Consider the following 22,233-nt stretch of genomic DNA (forward strand, 5'->3'; position numbering starts at 1 on the left):
CCTCATCTCCCACTTGACTGTGGAATTTGAGGTCCTTTTGGTCCCTTTTCCGATCAAATTTCTATTAATAATCCCACTTCATAGTCTTGAAAAAAGTTTTTCCTCCTAGTGCAAAAAATCGGATACCTATACTGTCTTCGCCAGGAAAAATTCGCGAGGTAAATATTTCTTCCCCATCATTAATAAAAATCTCTACAGAGGAAACATCCACAAACATTTGAAACTTCACATTTTTATTATTAAAACTACATTCTCTAATCGTCCCATATGAAACCCCAACCGGGCTTCCAGAATTAGTACGATCGAGTATTAACTTTCCTTTTCTATCATTGTATTTAATTGTAGTCTTCTCTTGATCACCTTTTCTGAATTCTATCCCAAGCTCATCTGCATCCACATTATTAAACTCGCAAATTAATTCATAAGTGATCCCTGTAAATCCTTGAAACATTTTAAATTCATTATAGATTTCTCCTTTCGCCTCTGTTAAATTCCTGCGTAATAATTCGAGTTCCTTAATTGGTTTTTGAACTAACTTTTCATTGGAAAGTGAAAGCTCTCTAGGAAGAGTTAGACAGTGCGCCCACCCATAGGGGTCTGTTGGATACTCTATGTCAGGTAAGCCCATCCATCCAACCATTATTCTTCTTCCATGAGTATCTTTCATCGTTTGAGGAGCATAAAAATCAAATCCCCGATCAAGCTCCGAGAACTCACCATGGTTTAATTTCTTCTCTTGTACATTCAACTTGTCCCCTATAACATAGCCAGTTTGAAATATGTTACGGTATTTGTAACCTTCAGGTTCTATTCCTTGAGGAGAGAACATGAGAATCCCCCTATCATGAAGTACAAAGTAATCTGGGCATTCCCACATATATCCAAATGAGTCCAAATCAGTCTGAATTTCCCCTTCAAATTCCCATGCCAATAAATCCTGTGAACTGTATAAAACGGCACAGCCTTCCTGGTTTACTTTCTGTGCACCGATAACAGCATAAAATTTATTATCTTGTTTCCATAATTTTGGATCACGAAAATGTTCTGTGAACCCATCGGGAATTTGATTGATAACAGGATGGTCCAACTTAGAAAAAAATTTTTTTTCATCCATTATAACCATACATTGAGTAGAATTCCTCATCCAATTTTCATCCCTCCTATTCCCCGTATATAATAAATACAATTTCCCCTTATGCTCCAGGGCACTTCCAGAATATGCTCCATGACTGTCAAAATAATGAGAAGGCTTTATAGCAATCCCGTGATCTTCCCAATGCACCAGATTTTTGGAGCTCATATGATACCAGTATTTTAAACCGTGTACGGGTCCAAGAGGAAACCACTGATAAAACATATGATATTCTCCATTGTAATAAGAAAAGCCATTCGGATCGTTTAATAAACCCGTAGTTGGCTGTATATGAAATTTTTGTCTCCAAGGCGAATTTTTCACCTTTTCATTTAATTCTTGTATTTCTTGCTCACTCGCCTCTTCCAAGTTGCGGTACCTCTGCTCCGATGTCCACTTCATTTTAGTTCTCCTTTAACCATGCTGCACAAAATCATGCGCTGTAACTGTTAAAATTAGAAGCTCTTATTTAATTTTTTTGATTTTGACATCACCAAAGTCATTAAAAAACCTGCAACAAATGAAATCGTTACAGCAATCAAAAAGTTAATAACATTACCAGCTTCAATACTTACAAATCCAATAATTCCTGCAGGTCCAGGGGCCACATTTAATATATGTTTAAATGCCGCATAAGTACATCCACATGCCGAACCTACCATTGCAGCATAAAACGGAAATTTCATTTTCAAGTTCACACCAAACATTGCAGGCTCTGTAATTCCTAACAGTGCAGATATTCCCGAAGACACCGCCACGCTTTTCATTTTCTTATCTTTGGTAAGAAGCATAGCAGCAAAAGTTGCTCCGCTTTGTGCGACATTGTTGCAGGATACGAGTGCAAGTAAGAAAGACCCTCCTCCAGCAATGAGTTGAATATCAATAGGAAGAAGGCTGTGATGCATTCCTGTCAATGTCAAAGGAGCTATAATAAATCCAAAAATACCACCACCAAAGAATCCGAGTACATCATATAGCCAGACCATGCCGTCTGCTAAAAGATTCCCTGCTGCTCTCATCATTCCACCGACAATTGTAAATGTAAGAAAACTTGTGAGGAAAACAGTTAGTAATGGTGTTAGTAAATTATCAAGTACAGATGGAATAATTTTCCTTAAATTCTTCTCAATCCACGACAGAATAAATGATGCCGCTAATACAGGAAAAACAGTGCCTTGATATCCGACTTTTTCAATAGTCAATCCAAAAATATGCCACACAGGGACTTTGTTATTGAGAATTGCATCCCCATAGCCATATGCGTTGAGGAGATCAGGATGCACCATGATCATTCCCATTACGGCCCCTAGATAAGGATTCCCACCAAATTTTTTGGTCGCTGAAAACCCTATTAAAATGGGTAAAAATACAAATGCAGCGTTAGCAAATATATTAATCATGTTGGCAAGATCAGTGATGTTCGGGTATACATCCATCAAAGACTTGCCTGTAAAAAACAGTCCTTTAGAGGTCAATACATTATTGATCCCCATGAGCAAGCCAGCCGCTACAAGCGCAGGAATAATTGGAACAAAAATATCAGACAATAGCTTCACAAGTTTTTGAAGCGGATTCATTTTATGATCTGCTTCTTTTTTAAGTTCTTCTTTGGTAGACTCCTTAATATCTGCATATTTAATAAATGAGTTATAAACTTCGTTTACTGTACCTGCACCTAAAATAATCTGATACTGACCTGAATTGCTAAATTGTCCTTTCACAAGTTCAATTTCTGAAAGTTCTTCCGTTTTCGCAATAGACTCATCCTTTAGCACTAAACGGAGACGAGTTGCACAGTGAGCCGCGCTTATGATGTTATCCGGTCCTCCAATAACATCTAAAACCTGTTTAGCTGTCTTATCTATTTTATTATTGCTCATTTCATTTAGCCTCTCTTTCGATGATCTCGTATATGATTGCTTCATAAGGTCGTAGTTGAAGGTTTTGTACATTTAAGCTGGAATCATCATAATTACTAATTAAAATTTGCACTTTGTCTTTGCTGCTTACTGGAAATTTGAAACTTCTTTCCTGATCGTAAAAATTACATACAATTAAAAGCTTTTTATTCTCAAAATTTCGTTCATACGCATAAATGCTTTCATCTTCCGGATCAAGGAGACAATACGTACCATATATCAGGTTTTCATTGTTTTTTCTGATATGAATCAGCTTCTGATAGTAATAAAAAACCGAATCCGAATCTTTGATAGCGCTTTCCACATTAATCTGAGTATAATTTGAATTCAATTTCATCCAAGGAGACCCGGTAGTAAATCCTGCATTTTTATCCGCAGACCATTGCATTGGGGTTCTTGCATTATCTCTTGCTTTCATATAAAAAGCCTTCATAATTTCCTCTTTTTTAAATCCAGCTTCTATTCTCTCCCTATAAATATTTTGTGTTTCAATATCTAAATAATCTTCAACAGAATCGAATGTAGCATTTGTCATACCGATTTCTTCCCCTTGGTAAATATAGGGGGTTCCTTTCATACCATGTAATAATGTGGCTAACATTTTTGCAGATTGGACTCTGTACTCACGGTCATTTCCCCATCTTGATACAATTCGAGGCAAATCGTGATTATTCCAAAACAAGCTGTTCCAGCCTTCCTTATCAAGCGCATACTGCCATTTACTCAAAACCTGCTTTAATTCTCTTAAATCGAGCTTTTTCAAGTCCCATCGTTGTTTACCTTTCATTTTGTCCAATTGCATATGTTCGAATTGAAATATCATACTTAATTCATTACGTTTGGGATCAGAGTATAGTTTGCCGTTTGCCGTTGTAGCCCCCCATGTCTCTCCAACCGTTAGCAAATCTTTACCTCCGAAAGTATGTTTGTTCATTTCCTGCAAATACTCATGTAATTTTGGGCCATTTTCCTTTATAAGTTTGTCAGGTTCCTTGCCGATCAAGTCAATAACATCCATCCTAAACCCACCGATACCTTTATTTATCCAAAAATTCATCATGTTCCATATACTTTGTCGCATCTGTTTATTTCCCCAATTTAAATCTGGCTGTTCTTTGCTATAAAAGTGTAAATAATATTGGTTAGTATGTTCATCAAATTCCCATGCCGAGCCGCCAAAATTAGATTTAAGTTCATTTGGCTCACGGCCATCAACCGGATCGCGCCAAATATAATAATCCCGATACGGATTATTTTTGGATTTTTTAGCCTCCAGAAACCATTTATGCTGATCTGAAGTATGATTTACAACTAAATCTATAATAATTCTCATTTCTCGTTTCTGGCTTTCAAGTAACAATTTATCCATATCTTCCATGGTTCCAAATTCAGGTAAAATGGAGTAATAATCACTAATATCATAGCCATTATCCACATTAGGAGATTGATAGACAGGGCTTAACCAGATTACATCAGCACCTAAATCCTTTATATAATCTATTTTTTGAATAATCCCTTTGATATCACCAATCCCATCACCATTAGTATCATAAAAACTGCGCGGATAAACCTGATAAATCACACTTTTATGCCACCATTTTCTTTGTTTATCTAACATCTATTGCTCCCCTTTTGTATTTTGAAATCGTATTCAGTATAATCAAATCAATAGCTTACTTCTTGCACATTTCCGAATTTTCATAACACTATTCTCATTTTGAGGGGATTTATTATGGTAAAATTATCGTTAAAAGAAAACTCTATTCATGGTACACCGCTTTTTCCGTTACATGTGTATAGTAAATTTAGAAGAACCGAATATTATGTAGGATTTCATTGGCATGAAGAATTGGAATTTATTTATGTTGAGGATGGAGTCATGGAAGTCACCGTTAACTCAGAGACTGTAAAGATAACTAAAGGAAATTTTATTTTTATTAACTCCGGGGATCTGCATCAAGTGACTGGAACAGGGTCTTCTATTCATCACGCTATTGTATTTCTACCGCAATTGTTAAACTTTGAGTATCCTGATACATGTCAAAATACCATATTAAAACCTTTAATAAGCGGTCAGTTACAATTTCCTTCCATCACAGATTTGGACAATGAGGTGAAAGAATATATAACGGATCGTTTAATGCATATTATCTCTTTAAAAAACATGGAAGATGCCCTCTCATCGTTAAGCATTAAAATTAACCTTTTTCAAATTATTGAAGTTCTACTGAGACAGCAGCTCTTTTTAAGAAAACAAGCCGACATCAACGGGAAACAAGAAAAAATTAAAAAAGTCATTACCTATATTGAAAACAATTATGATCGCAAAATATCACTTGAAGAATTAGCCTCCATTTTAAACATGAATAAAAATTACTTTTCTAAATATTTCCAAAACGCAATCGGCAAAACACCCGTTACCTATATTAATGTATTCCGATGCGAAAAAGCTGCCGCACTGCTAAAAAACAAAGATTTAAAAATATTAGATATTGCCTTAATGGTTGGATTCGAAAACTTCAGTTATTTTATACGAAAATTTAAGGAGTACAAACGCCATTCACCCGCAATCTATAGGAAATTGTTTTATCATTCTGAATAATATTCTCCAAAACAATCATCCTTGTTGATGATTGTTTTTATTATAGAAATATTTAACATTAATTTCGTTAAATAGAACAACCCTCGTGTAAAATAATGATTTTTATTGCCGTAATTCTTCTATAAAATCAGTCACAATACTTTGGACGGCATCTTCCCGGGACATTCGGATATACCGACTGGTTTTCTGAATATCTTCCTCGAACAGATGAAGTATACTGCTCATAGCTTCCTGATCTCCGCCTCGTGCTAATTTGAGCAGTTTGATGAACTCAGCATCTGAGATAATTGACGCAGCATTTTCTTTTTCCATTTATTCACCGCCTGTTGTGATAGCTTCAGCTCTCTTGCAATCTGTGCTTCGGTTTTGTCTAGTATGTAAAGGTCAAAGATGATGGCTTTTCCGATCTCAGATGATAGAGAGTTAATGAGCTGTAGAATGTACATTTTAGAGTTTGCAGAGTCTGTAAAAGATGGAGTAGCGACGGCTTCGTTCTTTTCCATGACAAATTCATGATTGGTTTGTACCCGGGCACGATACTGGATTCTCCATGCAATGCGATACAGCTTCTTACGATATTGTTCAACCAATGTTAGCTGAGATTGATTCATCATAAACCACCCTTTCTCTTTGGATTTGGCTTTTCGAAATCCTCATATTATAGGGTAATTTGAGAACACATTTTACAACCAAAACAGAACATTTGTTCTTATTTATTATACTATTATTTGGGTCGGTTGTATACGGTTCTTTTGATTTACCTTCCTTTATATAAGGCTAAAAAGGAGGGAAACCATTGCAGATGGATGATGCTCTTTCTATCATAACCAACGTAGGCTTTCCGGCAGGTCTTTGCTTTATTTTGTTGCGGCACATCCTGCACACCATGGAAGAAAAACTGGATAAGCTGGATCTCTCGCTCCATGAGCTGATTGAGGTCATTAAGGAATTAAATGATGGAAACCGTCATTCTTCCAAAAGCAGAAAGCCTGACGAATAACGAACACAAAGAAGCTCCAACCGACGATCCTCGCCGATGGAGCCTCTTTGTTCGTTTCATACCTAAAATTCGTTTGATTGCGGATCTGATCATGCTCCAAGCTCGTGTTCAGATGATTATTTTCCAGTTTGAGCCTGGTCATGTCCAGCCTGTTCAATACGCTTCACGTCAGATGCCGACAGACCATACGCCCAATTGCTTTGCGGAGGCACGACCCATACGATATCCGGTTCACCGTTCACCGTCCAGCCCTGATACACCTGCTGCGACTCATCCTGCTTGCCCAGCGATACGCTCAGCGTAAAGCGGTGAACAGGTTGGTTCAGCTCGGAGGCTTTACGCAAGGACTGGCTGCTGGCCAGATTTTTGATTTGCTGCGATAAGGAGGTCGCCATATCACTGGTTACCGACTTTCCATTCAGCGTCCAAGCTGTGGAAGAGCTTTCCCCCGTTCCTCCGTCACCAGAAGACTTGAGCATCCAGGAGGCTGACTGACCTTCCCACTCCAGTCCGCTCAGCTTGTCATCATCCCAGTCGAACGGCGTCGTATCCGTAAAATCGGCTGCACCCAGTAATAACCCGGAAAGGGTATCCACAGGTACGGAAGCTACCTCTTTTTTATCTGACAGCACATAAACAGCATCACCGGAAGGCAACGTTTCGCCAAAAGCAAAGGTATGCTCGCTTCCATCCTTGGTCTTGATCTGAATTTGGTTGTTGGTGGCGCTGATTCCGTATTTGGCTACGTCTTTTGGAGAAGATTCCACCACCTCACCGAGCTTCACGTTTTGAATAGCGGCTAACCAATTATCAATCGTATAGCCGTTTAACGGATAAGACCGAGGCTTGCTCATGCTCCATTTGCCATCATGTTGTGTAAGTTCGACCGACTTGCCTTCCTTCCCCATTATAGCGAAAGACGTAATATCCCCCTGCGTAAGCTGAACCAGTTGGCGAGCAGCAGGAGCTTGTTCACGAAAAAAGTTTTGGCTCTTGGCATAGACTATACCCGCTCCCAATACAACTAACAGCAGCACTGTGGGTATCCATTTTCTCATGCTCTTCTTCGCCTCCACCATAATAAGATTCCGGCTGCCGCAAACAACAACGGCAATCCGATCACGGATAGGGTCAATATCGTCTTCGCTTGCGCAGGAGTCAAATAAACCACCTTATAATCCTGCTCCTGACGAGGACGAATGGTAAGCCCGTCAGATTGTTCCTGTACATAACTCAGACTGTTCAGCACAAAATCCCGATTGCCTCCCGTGCTGATCTCGGTGTCGCTCAGAAGGGCCGACGTTCCGAGAATAATTGCTTTAGGCTTGCCATCCTTGCCATCTACCGCGTAACCCAGATCAAGTGGCCCCTGCGGGTCCTTGTCATCCTTCTGTGTTTCGTTGTTCAGCAGCCCCTGAATATTCGTTTCCCCATAGCTTGCGGCAGAAGATTTGAGCAAGGCCGTAGTCTTCCAATTCTTCTGCTCCCCTGCTTGCAAAGCAATAGACAGCGAAAGCACCGGGTACAGATTGGACGCAGCCAGCTTATCGGTAATCGCATGACTGCCAAAGGTAGGCACTGTAAACAGAGGTCCAAGCGTATTCGTCTGCTCCTGATCCACCACGATCGCATGTGTATCCTTCACACCGTAATCAGCCGCCAGTGCGTCAAGATTTTTCCAGTCCGATTGCATGTTCGGATGAAAGCCCAACGCCAGAAACAGCTTTCCACCACCCTCCAAATAGGTGCGAATGCTTTTCAGCTCCGTCGCGCTGATATCTCGTTGTGGCCCCACAATAGCCAGCACCGATGCATCTTTAGGCACGCTACCCGCCTGATTGAGCTGCACTTCTTCTGTTTTTACATTATCCTGTGCCAGTGAGCTGCTCAATCCGGTCATTTGGGACAAAGGGATTTCCTCATGTCCGGTCAGGAAAACGACTTTTCCCTGATGGGTAGATGATAGCCCCAGCAGTCCGCTGGTCAGCTTTTCTTCCCCGGTAAACTGGTACGCTCCCTCGCTACTTCCCTGTGCCTGCGTAAACAGACTACCTATATCAATAACACGTTTCTTCTCACCCTGAACCAGCACGATGGATGCTTCGGTGACACCGTATTCCTTGGCCAACAGCGGCTCCTGATTCAGATCATATTGCTCGACCTTGAGCTTGCTGTTACGCTTGGCGTATTCACTCAGCATATCCGTAACGTCCCGGTTCAGCTTTTGATTTTGCGAAGTCGATACGGTAAAAGCAATCAGCCGTACGTCTTCCTTCACTCCCTGAATAGCTGTCAATGTCTGATCAGACAACGTATACTGTTTGCCTGCCGTCAAGTCCACCTGAAAGCCTCCCAGCGAACGCAGAAACAGCGTCAGCAAAATAAAAATACCTACAGCAGCAACCGACAATACCACACTGTTGGTATGACCCAGCCATTTTTTCATGTTCATCACCTCCACCGTTTCCGTTCGACCACCTGAATGCTGAATAACAAAAAGAGCCCCGCCACCGTCACGTAATACAGCACATCGGCTCCGTTCAGCAATCCTTTGGTGAAGCTGTCAAACCGTGCGGTTAGTGAAAAAGGCTCCAGCCATTGCTGCAATGCCGCAGACGCGCCTGTTTGTCCACCAAACGAATCCAGCATCCAAAATACAAGCAAAATAATAAAGCTGACGACCGCCGACATCATCTGATGCTGCGAAAGCGTCGAAGCGAACAGACCAATGGCCATCATGGCTGCACCCAGCATAAACAGACCGATCACAGACGTAAATACCAGTGTCCAGTCCAGCGATCCATAAAAGGACATCACGACCGGATACGCCAGGCTGCACAGCACCAAAATCAGCAGCATGCCCAGGGAAGCCAAAAATTTACCCACAATCATTTCCGTCACACTCACAGGCGAGGTAAGTAACAGCTCATCCGTACCCTGCCTGAATTCCTCCGCAACCAGCCTCATCGTGAGCAGTGGGACGACAAACACCAGCATGGACAGCGTATCACCGAGTACCAGCCGATAATCCAAGATGCTAGGCTGATACATGACAAAATTCGTGTAAAAGAGCAACCCCGTCAGCAGCATGTACACCGCAAGCGCAAAATACGTTGTCGGCGTCCATAAATAGGCTTGCAGCTCCTTTTGACAGACCGCGAACAAGCGCCTCATGGCCGTTCACCTCCTGTACTCTTGTCTTGCCCGGCTTTGTTGTTGCTAGACGCAGCCTCCTCGCTGTCCTCCGTAAAATCTGCGGAAATTTCATTTTCCGTCGAATGCTCGACTTGTTCCACTACATTCACTTGATCGGCCTGACCCGTTTTCGACTCGCGAGTCGTTAACTGCTGGAATATATTTTCCAAGCTGAGGCTTTCTTTTTTCAACTCCAAAATCGGAAGCTTCGCACCAGACAGCACATAAAAAAGCTCCTCGCGGAAATCCTCACTGGAAGCGCCTGTCAGTAAGCATCCGGTCAAATCTTCCTCCGTTGCAGTCTGCTTCGTGTCAGCTTGAGACAGGCCAGATGTTAATAGCTCCACCTCTACTTTCCCCCAACCGCGAAGAACGTTCAGCACCTGCTCACGGCTGCCTTTGACCTCTACTTTTACCTTAAATCCGTCTTCCATCGAACCGCCGAGCGCCTCAGGCCGTCCATCCAGCACCAACTCACCCTCATGGATGATAAGAACCCGATTACACAAGGCGTCCACCTCGGGCAAAATATGTGTGCTGAGCAGCACCGTATGATTTTCTCCAATCTCCTGAATGAGCTGGCGAATTTCGAGAATCTGATTCGGGTCCAAACCTGAGGTCGGCTCATCCAGCACCAGCAAATCCGGGTTATGAATAATCGCCCCCGCCAGCCCCAAACGCTGCTTATACCCTTTGGACAAACTGCGTACCAGTTGCTTTTCACGCCCGTTCAGCCCAAGCCGGGAAATCATCTCGGAAATGCGCAGCTTTTGTTCTCTCGCAGGTACATCTCGAATGCTTGCCACAAACTTTAAATAGGATCGAACGGACATATCTCCATACAGAGGGGGCGTTTCCGGCAAATAGCCGATTTTGGAACGAGCCTGTCTGCCCTGATCCTGAATCGGGATGCCATCAATCGTAATCACTCCCTCATTCGGCTGGAGATACCCTGTAATCATGCGCATCGTCGTCGTTTTGCCTGCACCATTAGGCCCCAGAAACCCGACAATCTCGCCACGCTGCATTTCAAAATCCAGCTTATGTACGCCCCGGTTGCCCTCGTACCACTTGCTCACCTGCTGCACCTTGAGCACACGCTTCACCCTTTCTTTTATCATATTGCAAAGTCATAGTCTTTCACTGTAAACTACCCATTCGTCCAAACGGCTCTATTCCCTTTTCACACATCCAAAATGTTGCGTAGCGGAGGTTTTGAAGCTGGAGAAGCGCTAGCGCTAGCCTGATCGAAAGCTCAAATCCTTCGCGGAGCGGCCTCATCTGCACCTCATGCAACACTTTTAAACTCTAATGTTAATCCCACACATATAACTCCAGCTTAAAGTCACTTAAATATAAGCTTAAAATAATATGTCCAAAATGTGAACGAATGAATGTGCTTTTACACTCGTTAACTTGTACGGTTCGCCCTAACATTCATTTGCATCCCCGCATCAGCCACAATTTTATGCTGATTCCATCTAGACTTCCATAGATACCCACACCCTGTCCTTTTGCTGGAATACCTTGGTATATAAGAAGCTTTCGATTGGCTGAAGGGGGTTATTGAGATCAAAGTTCTATTTACCTTTTATATACCCAGCGGCGGCGTGGAAACCTTGAACCGCCAACGCTGCAAGGTGCTTAGCCAGGATGGGATTGAATGCCATCTTCTCTACTATCAGCAGGGTACGGGGATGCAAAACTTGCATGGAGATATTCCCGTGTTTACGACTTCTTCCGAGGGAGATATTTCTAGTCTGATACACACTCACCGTTACGATGCCATCGTCGTCTCGTCGGATTACCAGATGCTCGCAAAACTGCGCATTTTGGGCTATCAGGGTGTGCTAATCTATGAATCACAGGGCTTCGGTCCGCATGTGGAGGCTGCATTGGTAGTAGGCGAAGCCACACCGTTTCTTCAAAGATACGCCAATGCAGTACTGCTACCCACCACTACGCATCTGGTCGAACTATTTTCCAGCATGTGTCCGTGGCTTAAGCGTTACGTGTTTCCAAACGTACTGGATACCAGCGTATTTAATTATGTACCTAACACTCCTCCGATCAATCCGGTCATTGCATGGGTTGGGCGACTGGAGCCGAACAAAAACTGGAGGCATTTTATTGATATCTCTTACTGGATGCTGCAAAACCGCCCGGATCTTCGCATCTGGATGTTCTATGATAATACCCTTTCGCAGCCAGAGGATAAGGTACAATTCGAGAGCATGGTTACACAGCTTGGCTTGTCCTCCATTGTAGAACGTTTCAACAACGTGCCCCATGCTAAAATGCCTCTGTATTACTCCATGATTGGCGATTCGGGAGGGTATCTGTTGTCCACTTCACTGGTAGAGGGATTTGGATACGCCGTAGCTGAAGCCATGGCTTGCCGCTGTCCCGTGCTCAGCTCTGATTCTGACGGGGTGCGAGCCTTCATCGATCACAACGTAACGGGTAAATTTTATGCTCAAGGAGATATCTTGCAGGCGGTATTGGAGGGACTGGATCTGATAAACAACGCGCCCCACCGCGAATCCATTCGCCAGAAGGGGCTGACAAGGATCGTCGACCTGTTAGCACCGGATAAATATGTGCAATCCTTCCGGCAAATGATGGATGCGCTGGGCGTGGGGTAAGCTATTATTTTAATGAAGAATTACTCCAGCAGCTTAAAGCAGGGCAGGTCTCCAAGACGATACAGAAACCATTATCCCCAAAAAATAATAGCTGACGACATCCCTTTTTTACACACGGGCCATCGTCAGCATTATGACTTTCCTTTTTTATCACTGAATATTTGGAATCTATCTAATCTTTAATAAGCAGTCTCCTGCATGAATATCCTTCAAGTCTTCAACTAAAATATCCGTGTACACGGCTGCATTGGTTACAATGACGGATGTGGTGATATCATATCCTTCATCTGCTATAGCCTCGGGATCAAATTCAACCAGCTTGTCTCCTTTTTGAATGGTATCCCCTTCAGAGACAAAAGAAGTGAAATGTTTTCCCTTCAGGCTGACCGTATTAATTCCAATGTGAATGAGCAGTTCAACACCATCCTCAGAAATAAGGCCGATTGCATGTTTTGTTTTGAAAACGGTAACAACAGTTCCGTTAAAAGGTGCGTAGGCTACCCCATCTTTCGGAATAATAGCAGCCCCCTGACCCATCGCACCACTTGAGAAAGCTTCATCATTTACAGCGGTTAAAGGAATCAATTCACCGTTTAGAGGACTGAATACCACTTTGTCCTCCTCTTTGCTTTCATCTGCAACCTTAATCTCAGGCGCAGGTTTAGCATTTTTATAGCCGAAAAGATAGGTCAGGATAAATGCGAGTACAAAAGCCACAACCAAAGATATGATAAAGCCGATGAAACCTGCATCTATGCCTTTTGGATTAATGAACAGAGGAATACCAAAAATGCCGCCGGAGGCAAAACCATATGCCGTTGATCCCAGTAAACCTGCCGTGGCTCCCCCTATACCTGCGGCAATGGAAGCTAAAATAAACGGCTTTTTGGCAGGTAGCGTAACCCCGTAAATAGCTGGTTCCGTAACTCCCATCACCCCTGCAATTGTAGCAGAAGTGGCAATAGGTTTTAATTTAGGGTCACGTGATTTCAAAGCAATGGCAAAGGCCGCACCGGTTTGAGCAAAAGTAGTACAGAACAGCATCCCGTTAATCGGATCAAACCCGTTCGTAACTACATTATTCAGGAGAATTGGAATAAATGCCCAATGCAGACCGAAGATAATAATGGCTTGCCAGAACCCGGCCAGAACGAGACCAGCTACAGCCGGACTTAACTGGTAAATCCACATGGAGCCATTAGCCAACCCATCGCTGACTATAGTTGATATCGGCCCGACAACCAGAAAAACAATCGGTGATATGATGACCAAGGTCAGAAAAGGCACAATGAACATTTTAATGGAGGCAGGTGCATACTTGCTTATCATTTTTTCGACCTTAGCTGCCAAAAATGCTCCAATAATGATAGGTATAACAGAAGAAGTATAATTAATCAGAACAACAGGTATGGTCAAAAAGGACAGCGCCGTTTTATCCGTAAAGGCGGAAGTAATGGTCGGATACACCAAGGCGGCCCCCAAAACAGCAGACAGGTACGGGTTTCCTCCAAATTTTTTACCTGCTGAAAACCCTAGAATAATCGGAAAGAAATAAAACATAGCGTCTGCTGTCGCATATAAAATTTTATATGTGCCCATCTGATCCGTCATCCAGCCCAGGGATGTGCATAAGGCCAGCAGTCCTTTTAGAATCCCTACAGCGGCGAGCACACCAACAACGGGCATGAACACGCCTGAGATCACATCGACAAATCGGCTGAATAAACTGGATTTCTCATTGGTTTGCTCTTCTTGACTCGCTTGATCCGGCTTTACTCCCATCGTATCCAAAAGAGCTTCGTATACTTTGGGAACCTCATTACCAATGACCACCTGAAATTGGCCACCACTTTCCACGACTGTAATGACACCGTCAATCTGTTTGATTTTTTCTTTATCTGGTAATTGATTATCCTTTAATTTGAATCTCAATCGAGTGACACAGTGAATTACACTGTTCACATTTTCGCTTCCTCCCACTGAACTTAATACTTCTTCGGCTGTTTTTTTATGATCCATCATGTTCACTCCTTCTTGGATGCGCTTTCTATTTTCTTTTTTGCAATAGCAGTGACAATTATGACGCTTATACCGCCTGCAAGCTTACCCTCGATCATAGCTGCCATCATGTTCGTCTTTTGTTTTATTTTGTCCCGATGATCACAACATCACTTTCAAAACTATGCATGTCTATAATGGATTGACCATCCTGGATGTACACCTCTGTTTGGGCAAAACGTTTTCCCGCTAAATCAATCGTTGTAAACTTGTAATCCTGCACATTGATGCTTAACCGCACCTTTGTGTTAACCGGAATATACAAAACTACGGTATTCTCGTTTCCGGCGGCTCTAATCTCTTCTGTCTTATTTAGAACAATATCCAGCGGCCTAATGCCAACAAGCTTATACATTTCAAACAGATATTTAATAAATGAATAATCCCATGCACCTTCAAAACGCAATGCCGTTCTCCAATCATAGGGACTATCAAAGCCTTCCCCTTCTACGATGCCGAATTTCTTCCCTTTTTTATGCCAGCTCCAAATTCCGTGCGCTCCGTATGTTACTCCTGCTCCCCCACCTGCAAGGAGACTCTGCCATGCTGCTTTTCTGGCATCCAATGCAGTATATCTGCCATACACATTACGGCTATAACTGATCTGTTCATAGCATGGTTCCCCATTAATGACTGGCCGTATTTCCGACTTATGATAAAAATGCTGGGCAATCTCGTGGGCTACATGTTGAAACTGGGAGTTGTGTCCTGATTGATACATATAGAATCCAAGACCCTTGTGTTTCTCAAAGGCTTGAGGAATTTCCCTCAATCTTCCTTGAATATGCAGCGTAGTTAAGCTTGCCGGGCTTAATGTTTGTACAATATCCAATGCTTTTAAATAATAGGAATTGGCACGTTCAGTTGGAAAATTACTATCCCCGCTGATCAGAAAAATAGGATTAAATGGAGAAAAACGGTTTACGACGTACGTTACGTAGTGTTCAATGCATTCAAACGGCATTTTATTGCCCTTTTGGAACATTTCAGCCCATGTATCTGGTACGTAGTTACACCATAACAGAACAAGTGCCGGAACAAATCCACGCTCTACAGCCATCTTAATCATGACTTCTGCCCGATCAAAATAAGCTTCGTTTAATGTATGGTAGTCGAAATCTCCATTTTCCAGTAAAGCAAACGGCTGAAGGTTCAAGTCCGATTCACTAGCATCCCATTGTCGGAGCATGTTGATTTGCAACACATTGAACCCCTGCATCTTCCTATAATCAAGGTAATCACTCCACTCCTCCAACGTCGCGTTGGTAAATACGCTCCAAACCGTATCTGCCAAATAAAAAAAGGGGTTTCCCTCTCTTGTAAAACTTCTCTGATTTTCAGCAATGTTTAAACTCAAATGAATCACCTTTCCTTTCTTGCTGCATTCATAATATATTCTAAATATAACTAAACTAAAAAACTAATTTTATATTTTTTTCGTAAAATAAACTAAATTAAAGCGCTTTACATCTGAATATTAACATCAAAAATCATAATCGGTCAACATATTTTTAATTATCACATTTTAGTTTAGTTTAGTTTATAAACTAAACTTTCTCGTATAATAATGTTATAATTTATGTAGTTTAGTCCAATAGGGGGTTCCACATTGAAAATTGATGATATTGCAAGGCTTGCCGGTGTTTCGAAATCTGCCGTCTCTCTTGCTTTTAATAATAAGCCCGGAGTTAGCGAAGAAACGAAGCAGCATATTTTAAAAATCGCTGAAGAACATGAATATAAACCACGAACCATGAAGACAAACAAGGAATTCTCTAAAAATTACAATGTGATTCGTTTTGTTGCGTGCAAAAATACAGACATCGTAACAGAGCATTATGACTCGCTTCCATTTTTTAATGAATTAATTCATCATATTACCAATCAGGTGAGAGAACATGGAAACACCCTTATTTTTTCGTCTTTTGATAGCCATAGCCTTGAAGAAGAATTATCTGCTCTGGAAAAAGACCACCCCTCCTCTGGGGTGCTTCTGCTTGGCACCAATTTAACTTCCGAGGATATTTATTCTATACAATCCATTCATTCCAATATCGTTATTTTGGATACCTGCTTTGAACATATTGATGCCAGTTTTGTATCCATTAATAACTACCTTGGCGGCTATCAGGCAGGTCAATATTTAATTCAGTTAGGACACAAGAAAATAGGATACGTACAATCCAGTACCAGAATTCTTAACTTTAAAAAACGAAAGGAAGGGTTTATGGCAGCTTTGGAGGAACACAATCTTTCCATAGAAAATGGGCTTACATTTGATTTGAATCCCCTGCTTGTAATGTCACAGGATTCATTTAAAGCAGCTATTCATGAATTGGGTGAGCTGCCTTCGGCATTATTTTGCGAAAATGATTACATGGCGATCAGCGTCATTAAAACGTTTCAAGACATGAACATTCGAGTGCCTGAACAAATTTCCGTTATGGGATTTGATAATATTCATGAGGCCAAGGTCATTAGCCCGGAACTCACAACCATTCATGTGAAAAAGGATATTTTGGCCCAAACTGCTGTAAAGTTGCTTATGGAGAGGCTTAACAACAATCAGGAGCATCATACTCAGGTTCTGGTGAATACAGAGGTTATTGAAAGAAAATCTTGTTTAGCCTCAGAATGACCTAGGATAAGGTAAACTAAATGGGGTGATAGAGAAGATAACAAGAGGGAGGGTTCAGCATGATATATATGTGAGCTGGACGAGCGGTCTTCATCATACTCGCCATTATTTTAAGTGGAACAGGAGTTATATGATTCTAGAAAAAGGCCGCCGGGTAGGCGGCCTGCCTATTTACTCGCCTGTTTCAGCAAACTTATGAATGCGTACCCCAATTTCATCACGCACACGCTGGAAGACGGCCCATTTTTCTTCTTCGGTACCCTGCGCTTTCGCTGGATCATCAAAACCCCAGTGCTCACGGCGCACATGAGGAGGCGTAACAGGACATTTATCCGCTGCATCCCCGCACAAGGTCACAACCAAGTCGGCGGAGTTTAGCCGTTCAGAGCTGATGATATCTGATGTTTGCCCTGAAATATCAATCTCTACTTCCTGCATCGCCTGTACAGCTTTCGGGTTCAGTCCATGCGCTTCAATGCCTGCGCTGTATACATTCCAGTGATCGCCCAGAACCTTTTTGGCCCAGCCTTCTGCTATCTGACTACGGCAAGAGTTACCAGTACACAAGAAGTAAATTGTCTTTTTATCCATGATGATCGTCTCCTTTAGTGTTTAAATCATAATATTGTCAACCACAAATACAAACCCAAAAGCGTGAAAAAAAGCGTAGGCAAGGTCAGAATTACACCTGTTTTGAAGTAGGTTCCCCAACGAATCTTTATGCCTTTAGAAGTAAGCACATGCAGCCAGAGCAGCGTAGCCAAGGAGCCAATGGGTGTCATCTTGGGCCCTAAATCCGACCCGATTACATTGGCGTAAACAAGTGCCTCCCGGATCATTCCCGTTGCGTTCGTAGCATGGATCGCCAACGCATTAATCATGACCGTAGGCATGTTGTTCATCACCGACGAAATGACGGCAGCCATAAAACCCATAGCCATCGTAGCCACAAACATCCCCTCGTCTGCTGCCGCTTGAATAAGATGAGCTAGCAAATCTGTCAAACCCACATTACGCAACCCGTATACTACGACGTACATCCCGATGGAGAAAAATACGATGGACCATGGCGCGCTTATCATGACTTCTTTTACAGGTACCACAGGACTTTTACGAGCAATAAATAAGAGAATAACAGCAATGATTGTCACAATTACCGAAACTGGAATGTTGAAAAATTCGCTGATCAGATAACCTGCAAGCAGAAGGGTCAGGAAGATCCAGGAAAGCCGGAACATTTTCGCATCCTTAATCGCTTTAGCAGGAGCCGTTACATGAGCAACATCAAACTTCCCTGGAATGCTTTTACGGAAAAAGAGATACAGCACTAACATGCTCGCAGCTATAGAAAAAAAATTTGGAATAATCATACGGCCTGCATACTCCATAAATGTGATGTTGAAGAAATTGGCGGTCACGATGTTAACCAAATTGCTGACGACGAGCGGAAGCGAAGCCGTATCTGCAATAAAGCCACTGGCTATGATAAAAGGGAATACCCTTGTTTCTTCAAACTTGAGCGCCCGTACCATCGCCAGCACAATGGGAGTCAGGATCAAAGCGGCACCATCATTTGCAAAAAAAGCAGCTACCACCGCTCCCAGCAAAGTCACATACATAAACAGCCGGACACCGCTTCCCTGCGCAGCCCTCGCCATATGTAAAGCGGCCCATTCAAATAGTCCGATCTTATCCAGCACCAATGAAATGAGAATAATAGCTACAAAAGCCAGCGTGGCATTCCACACGATTCGGGTTACTTCCCACACATCTTGAATATGAACCACGCCAACAAGCAGAGCCAAAATTGCTCCTGCGGAGGCTGACCATCCAATAGACAGGTTCTTGGGCTGCCAGATCACCAGCGTCAAAGTTAACAGGAAAATAGCGCATGACAAGAAAACCGATAACACGTTCAAACCTCCGATCCAAGATGTATCATTACATCAAATCATTTTATAAGCATATGCTTATATATTGGGCATCATTTTCCATGCTCACAGAGGCAACTTTTCCATCGAATCTTTAGCAGGAGCAGGAATTCGAATCAGGTCCGCAAGCAGCGGTTGGTTCTTCTTTATTTAAAAGCTTCAAAATTTGCTTCTCATCTGGCATACATTGAAGGACCGCTTGAATATGAGGCTTGTCCTCCACATTGAGAGAATAGTACACCCACTGTCCGCGTCGAGCTTCTTTTACAATCCCTTGAGACTTTAGCTTTCTTAGATGCTGGCTGATACCCGGTTGCGAAATATCAAAAATCTCGACAAATTCGCACACACACCATTCCCTCTCTTGGAGCAAAGAGAGCATCGTCAGCCGTGTTCTATCACCCAATAGCTTTAATTGATCCGCTACATAAGCCAGTTGGTCCAATATGACCACCTCTTCTCTCTATATATAATCATTTGCTTATATCTTAATTGTATACTCAACACCACTCTTTTTCAATACAATCGTATAATCGAATTTTTCACTTTTTCATAACCAATCTACCGTTGTATACTGTTCATCAGAACAGCTATGGAAGGAGGCTCATTTTGCGTATTTTTGATATTCTTCGTATATTGGTTGCAGAACAGTTGGTCAACGGAGAACACTTGGCAAATGTATTGAAGGTATCCTCTCGAACCATACGAACGGATTTAAAGGAATTGGGTGCGCTGTTGTCGAAGCATGGAGCAGCAGTCAAACCTCTCAAAGGATCGGGCTACAAGTTAGAGATTCGGGACGAACAAGAATTTCATCATCTGCTGAAGCAGTTAAAGGATTATGAAAATAATGTGCCCTATCCATTAGCGAATTCTTCTGAAGCGAGAAATCGTTTTTTAATGAAAAAGCTGCTGCTCACCAATGCATATATCAAACTTGATGATTTAGCTGAGATCCTGTATGTTAGTAGATCTACTTTACAGAATGACCTCAAAGAACTGCGCAAGTTACTGGCAACCTACGGACTATCCCTGGAGAACAGACCGTATCATGGTATTCGAGTCAAAGGTAACGAGGCCAAGCTGCGTTATTGCATTTCCGACTATATATTCAGTAGAACAGATGAAATAGGCGAGCAGCAGATGTCCCACCCTCCTCTGATTTCTAACGAAGAGATGGAATGCATAAGAGAGGTGATTCTGGATCGCATTGAGTTCAATGATATTCAGTTGTCGGACATTGCTTTGAACAATCTGGTCATTCATATTGCTATAGCATGTAAGCGTATTCGTGAAGAAAGGTATGTTTCGTATTATCCTCAAGAAATGAAAAAAATTGAAGCGCAGAAAGAGTTTATGGTGGCGACTGAGATCGTATCCGCTTTAGAACAAAAAATGAAGCACTCCTTTCCACTTGTTGAAGTTGCGTACATTGCTGTGCACCTGCTGGGTGTAAGGACAGTCGTTAGTGCCCATTTGGATGAAGTAGAGATTAAAAAGATCATTGATAAAGATATCTACGAGCTAACTATTGAAATACTAAACCAAATTGATCAACAGTTGAAAATGAACATTCACAACGACAAGGAATTGCTGATTGCTTTTTGTCTTCACCTCAAACCGGTCATTAACCGCTATCAATACGGAATGAATTTGCGTAATCCTATGCTGGATGAAATCAAAGCCAATTACCCGCTTGCCTTTGAAGCAGGTATCATTGCTGCGGAAGTCATCAAGCAACGGCTTCATATACACATCGAGGAAAATGAAATTGGGTATTTAGCTATTCATATCGGAGTCGCGATGGAAAGAAAGAAAATGGAGGGCGCACCCAAAAGGTGCATGATCGTATGTGCTTCTGGACTCGGCAGTGCAAAGCTGCTGTATTATAAGCTTCAATCGGTCTTCGGTTCCAGGTTGGATATCGTGGGAACCACTGAATTTTATAAGCTTAAACAAATGCCGTTGGATACACTGGACTTTGTCATTAGCACGATCCCCATTTCAGAACCGCTTTCTGTACCCATGATACATGTGAATACATTTTTGGGCGGTTCCGATATCACTAAAATTGAACAAGCAATCTCAGAGGCAAGACTTCCTGCTGTGCAGTATGTACGGAAAAAATTGGTTTTTCTTCAGCAGAAGTTTGATAACAAACTCCAAGTGCTTGAATTTATAGCCGCAAAAATACACGAAGCCGATCTTGTGAAAGGCCCGCTGCTGGAATCTGTGATAGAGCGTGAAGCCGTTTCCCCCACTTCATTTGGCAACTTTGTCGCGATCCCGCATCCGATGGAACCTTTCGCTGATTCCACGTTTTGGGCCATCTGTACATTACAAAAAGCCATCGATTGGGATGGCAAACCGGTACAGTTTATTTGTATGCTCTGCATACAGCGCACCAAATCAGAAGATTTACAGAGTATGTATCATATTTTGCTTGAAATTTTAAATAATGAAAAGCTCGTCCAGCAGCTTATCCGCTGCAAAACGTACACGGAATTCGTAGAAGTGCTGCATAAAAATAGTTGAACATAGAAGTATGTAAAGACAGGAGAAATCTGAAGCCTACATGGCCAGGGTCTCTCCCTTTTTATCTTTAGTGATGGAGATATCATGTAAAAAGAACGATTTATTTCCGTTAAGAAGAGGAAATAATGTGCGTTATGTTGAAAGCGATTCCAAATTATAATGCTAAAGAAGGCAGCTTTTGAAGGGAGATAAAAAACATGAATAATGATGAAACTACAGAGCACGACGTGAGTATGGAGGGCATGGATGATACAGAAATTGTATTCCAAATTATATTATACGCTGGGAATGCACGCAGCTCGGCCATGGAGGCGATTGAGCTTGCAAAGGCGGGAAAGTTTCAGGAAGCCAAAGAAGAATTAGCCTCAGCTAAAAAAGAACTGGTGTCCTCCCACAAAATTCAAACCAGAATCATTAATAAGGAAGCAGCGGGTGAAAAAACAGAGATGTCGGTCATGATGGTACATGCTCAAGATCATTTGATGAATGCCATCACCATTCGAGATATGGCCTCAGAGTTTGTAGACCTGTATGAACGTATTGATCAATTCGTACCAAAATCGTAGAGGGAGGGGCGC

At 42.2% G+C, this 22,233-nt stretch carries 20 protein-coding genes; 6 read left to right on the forward strand and 14 right to left on the reverse strand.

Features of this window, described 5'->3' with window-relative positions; all coding sequences use genetic code 11:
• Positions 1-64: 64 nt before the first annotated feature.
• Genes QD47_RS08535 through QD47_RS08545 form a run of 3 tightly spaced genes read right to left on the reverse strand, consistent with a single transcriptional unit; the run spans position 65 to position 4,669 of the window.
• Entirely contained in the window at positions 65-1,534 is a 1,470-nt protein-coding gene (locus QD47_RS08535) for a glycoside hydrolase family 32 protein (protein WP_044645730.1), read from the reverse strand.
• 53 nt (positions 1,535-1,587) lie between these two features.
• Complete coding sequence (locus tag QD47_RS08540; RefSeq protein WP_044645731.1) at positions 1,588-3,012, reverse strand: sucrose-specific PTS transporter subunit IIBC; 1,425 nt, start codon at positions 3,010-3,012, stop codon at positions 1,588-1,590.
• Position 3,013: 1 nt separating this feature from the next.
• Positions 3,014-4,669, reverse strand: coding sequence for a glycoside hydrolase family 13 protein (locus tag QD47_RS08545; protein ID WP_044645732.1), 1,656 nt, complete (start codon positions 4,667-4,669; stop codon positions 3,014-3,016).
• Positions 4,670-4,783: 114 nt separating this feature from the next.
• Between QD47_RS08545 and QD47_RS08550 the strand changes: the two genes are divergently transcribed.
• The gene (locus QD47_RS08550) at positions 4,784-5,653 is read left to right on the forward strand and encodes a helix-turn-helix domain-containing protein (protein WP_044645733.1); all 870 of its coding nucleotides are present in this window, start codon (positions 4,784-4,786) and stop codon (positions 5,651-5,653) included.
• Positions 5,654-5,755: 102 nt separating this feature from the next.
• Here the strand turns inward: QD47_RS08550 and QD47_RS33000 are convergent, their stop codons facing one another.
• Positions 5,756-5,878 (reverse strand): hypothetical protein, encoded by a 123-nt coding sequence (locus QD47_RS33000; protein ID WP_235332213.1) that lies wholly within the window; start codon positions 5,876-5,878, stop codon positions 5,756-5,758.
• A gap of 23 nt (positions 5,879-5,901) precedes the next feature.
• A complete protein-coding gene (locus QD47_RS08555; protein WP_044645779.1) occupies positions 5,902-6,264 on the reverse strand; it encodes a sigma-70 family RNA polymerase sigma factor in 363 nt (120 codons plus the stop codon).
• A gap of 191 nt (positions 6,265-6,455) precedes the next feature.
• Between QD47_RS08555 and QD47_RS08560 the strand changes: the two genes are divergently transcribed.
• Positions 6,456-6,653: a hypothetical protein gene (locus tag QD47_RS08560; protein WP_044645780.1), complete on the forward strand. Its 198-nt coding sequence runs from the start codon at positions 6,456-6,458 to the stop codon at positions 6,651-6,653.
• Positions 6,654-6,769: 116 nt separating this feature from the next.
• Here QD47_RS08560 and QD47_RS08565 read toward each other — a convergent pair whose 3' ends face one another.
• The 4 genes from QD47_RS08565 to QD47_RS08580 are packed head-to-tail and all read right to left on the reverse strand — an operon-like array spanning position 6,770 to position 10,969.
• Positions 6,770-7,711 (reverse strand): DUF4340 domain-containing protein, encoded by a 942-nt coding sequence (locus QD47_RS08565; protein ID WP_044645734.1) that lies wholly within the window; start codon positions 7,709-7,711, stop codon positions 6,770-6,772.
• The gene (locus QD47_RS08570; protein WP_044645735.1) at positions 7,708-9,099 is read right to left on the reverse strand and encodes a GldG family protein; all 1,392 of its coding nucleotides are present in this window, start codon (positions 9,097-9,099) and stop codon (positions 7,708-7,710) included. Before QD47_RS08570 ends, QD47_RS08565 begins: the two co-directional genes overlap by 4 nt.
• Before the next feature lie 5 nt (positions 9,100-9,104).
• On the reverse strand, positions 9,105-9,827 hold the full coding sequence (locus tag QD47_RS08575; RefSeq protein WP_044645736.1) for an ABC transporter permease: 723 nt from the start codon (positions 9,825-9,827) through the stop codon (positions 9,105-9,107).
• Complete coding sequence (locus QD47_RS08580; RefSeq protein WP_044645737.1) at positions 9,824-10,969, reverse strand: ABC transporter ATP-binding protein; 1,146 nt, start codon at positions 10,967-10,969, stop codon at positions 9,824-9,826. Before QD47_RS08580 ends, QD47_RS08575 begins: the two co-directional genes overlap by 4 nt.
• A 498-nt stretch (positions 10,970-11,467) precedes the next feature.
• Between QD47_RS08580 and QD47_RS08585 the strand changes: the two genes are divergently transcribed.
• On the forward strand, positions 11,468-12,493 hold the full coding sequence (locus QD47_RS08585; protein ID WP_235332214.1) for a glycosyltransferase family 4 protein: 1,026 nt from the start codon (positions 11,468-11,470) through the stop codon (positions 12,491-12,493).
• Positions 12,494-12,661: 168 nt separating this feature from the next.
• Here the strand turns inward: QD47_RS08585 and QD47_RS08590 are convergent, their stop codons facing one another.
• Positions 12,662-14,512: a beta-glucoside-specific PTS transporter subunit IIABC gene (locus tag QD47_RS08590; protein WP_044645781.1), complete on the reverse strand. Its 1,851-nt coding sequence runs from the start codon at positions 14,510-14,512 to the stop codon at positions 12,662-12,664.
• A gap of 124 nt (positions 14,513-14,636) precedes the next feature.
• On the reverse strand, positions 14,637-15,917 hold the full coding sequence (locus tag QD47_RS08595; protein ID WP_044645739.1) for an apiosidase-like domain-containing protein: 1,281 nt from the start codon (positions 15,915-15,917) through the stop codon (positions 14,637-14,639).
• A gap of 243 nt (positions 15,918-16,160) precedes the next feature.
• On the opposite strand from QD47_RS08595, the gene QD47_RS08600 reads away from it, so the two are divergent.
• Positions 16,161-17,189 carry a LacI family DNA-binding transcriptional regulator gene (locus tag QD47_RS08600; protein WP_044645740.1) on the forward strand — a complete coding sequence of 343 codons (1,029 nt, stop codon included), beginning with the start codon at positions 16,161-16,163 and terminating at the stop codon, positions 17,187-17,189.
• 171 nt (positions 17,190-17,360) lie between these two features.
• Here the strand turns inward: QD47_RS08600 and arsC are convergent, their stop codons facing one another.
• From arsC to QD47_RS08615, 3 genes are all read right to left on the reverse strand, one after another.
• Positions 17,361-17,780 (reverse strand): arsenate reductase (thioredoxin), encoded by a 420-nt coding sequence (arsC, locus tag QD47_RS08605; RefSeq protein WP_044645741.1) that lies wholly within the window; start codon positions 17,778-17,780, stop codon positions 17,361-17,363.
• Positions 17,781-17,806: 26 nt separating this feature from the next.
• Complete coding sequence (locus QD47_RS08610; protein WP_044645742.1) at positions 17,807-19,102, reverse strand: arsenic transporter; 1,296 nt, start codon at positions 19,100-19,102, stop codon at positions 17,807-17,809.
• Between the two features lie 112 nt (positions 19,103-19,214).
• Complete coding sequence (locus QD47_RS08615) at positions 19,215-19,565, reverse strand: ArsR/SmtB family transcription factor (protein ID WP_044645743.1); 351 nt, start codon at positions 19,563-19,565, stop codon at positions 19,215-19,217.
• Between the two features lie 164 nt (positions 19,566-19,729).
• Here QD47_RS08615 and QD47_RS08620 point away from each other — a divergent pair, with 164 nt between their 5' ends.
• Together QD47_RS08620 and QD47_RS08625 are read left to right on the forward strand one after the other, a co-directional pair.
• Entirely contained in the window at positions 19,730-21,655 is a 1,926-nt protein-coding gene (locus tag QD47_RS08620; RefSeq protein ID WP_044645744.1) for a BglG family transcription antiterminator, read from the forward strand.
• A gap of 197 nt (positions 21,656-21,852) precedes the next feature.
• Positions 21,853-22,221 carry a PTS lactose/cellobiose transporter subunit IIA gene (locus tag QD47_RS08625; protein WP_082067130.1) on the forward strand — a complete coding sequence of 123 codons (369 nt, stop codon included), beginning with the start codon at positions 21,853-21,855 and terminating at the stop codon, positions 22,219-22,221.
• Positions 22,222-22,233: the final 12 nt, after the last annotated feature.

Origin of the sequence: Paenibacillus terrae (assembly GCF_000943545.1) — a bacterium.
GTDB lineage: Bacteria > Bacillota > Bacilli > Paenibacillales > Paenibacillaceae > Paenibacillus > Paenibacillus terrae_A.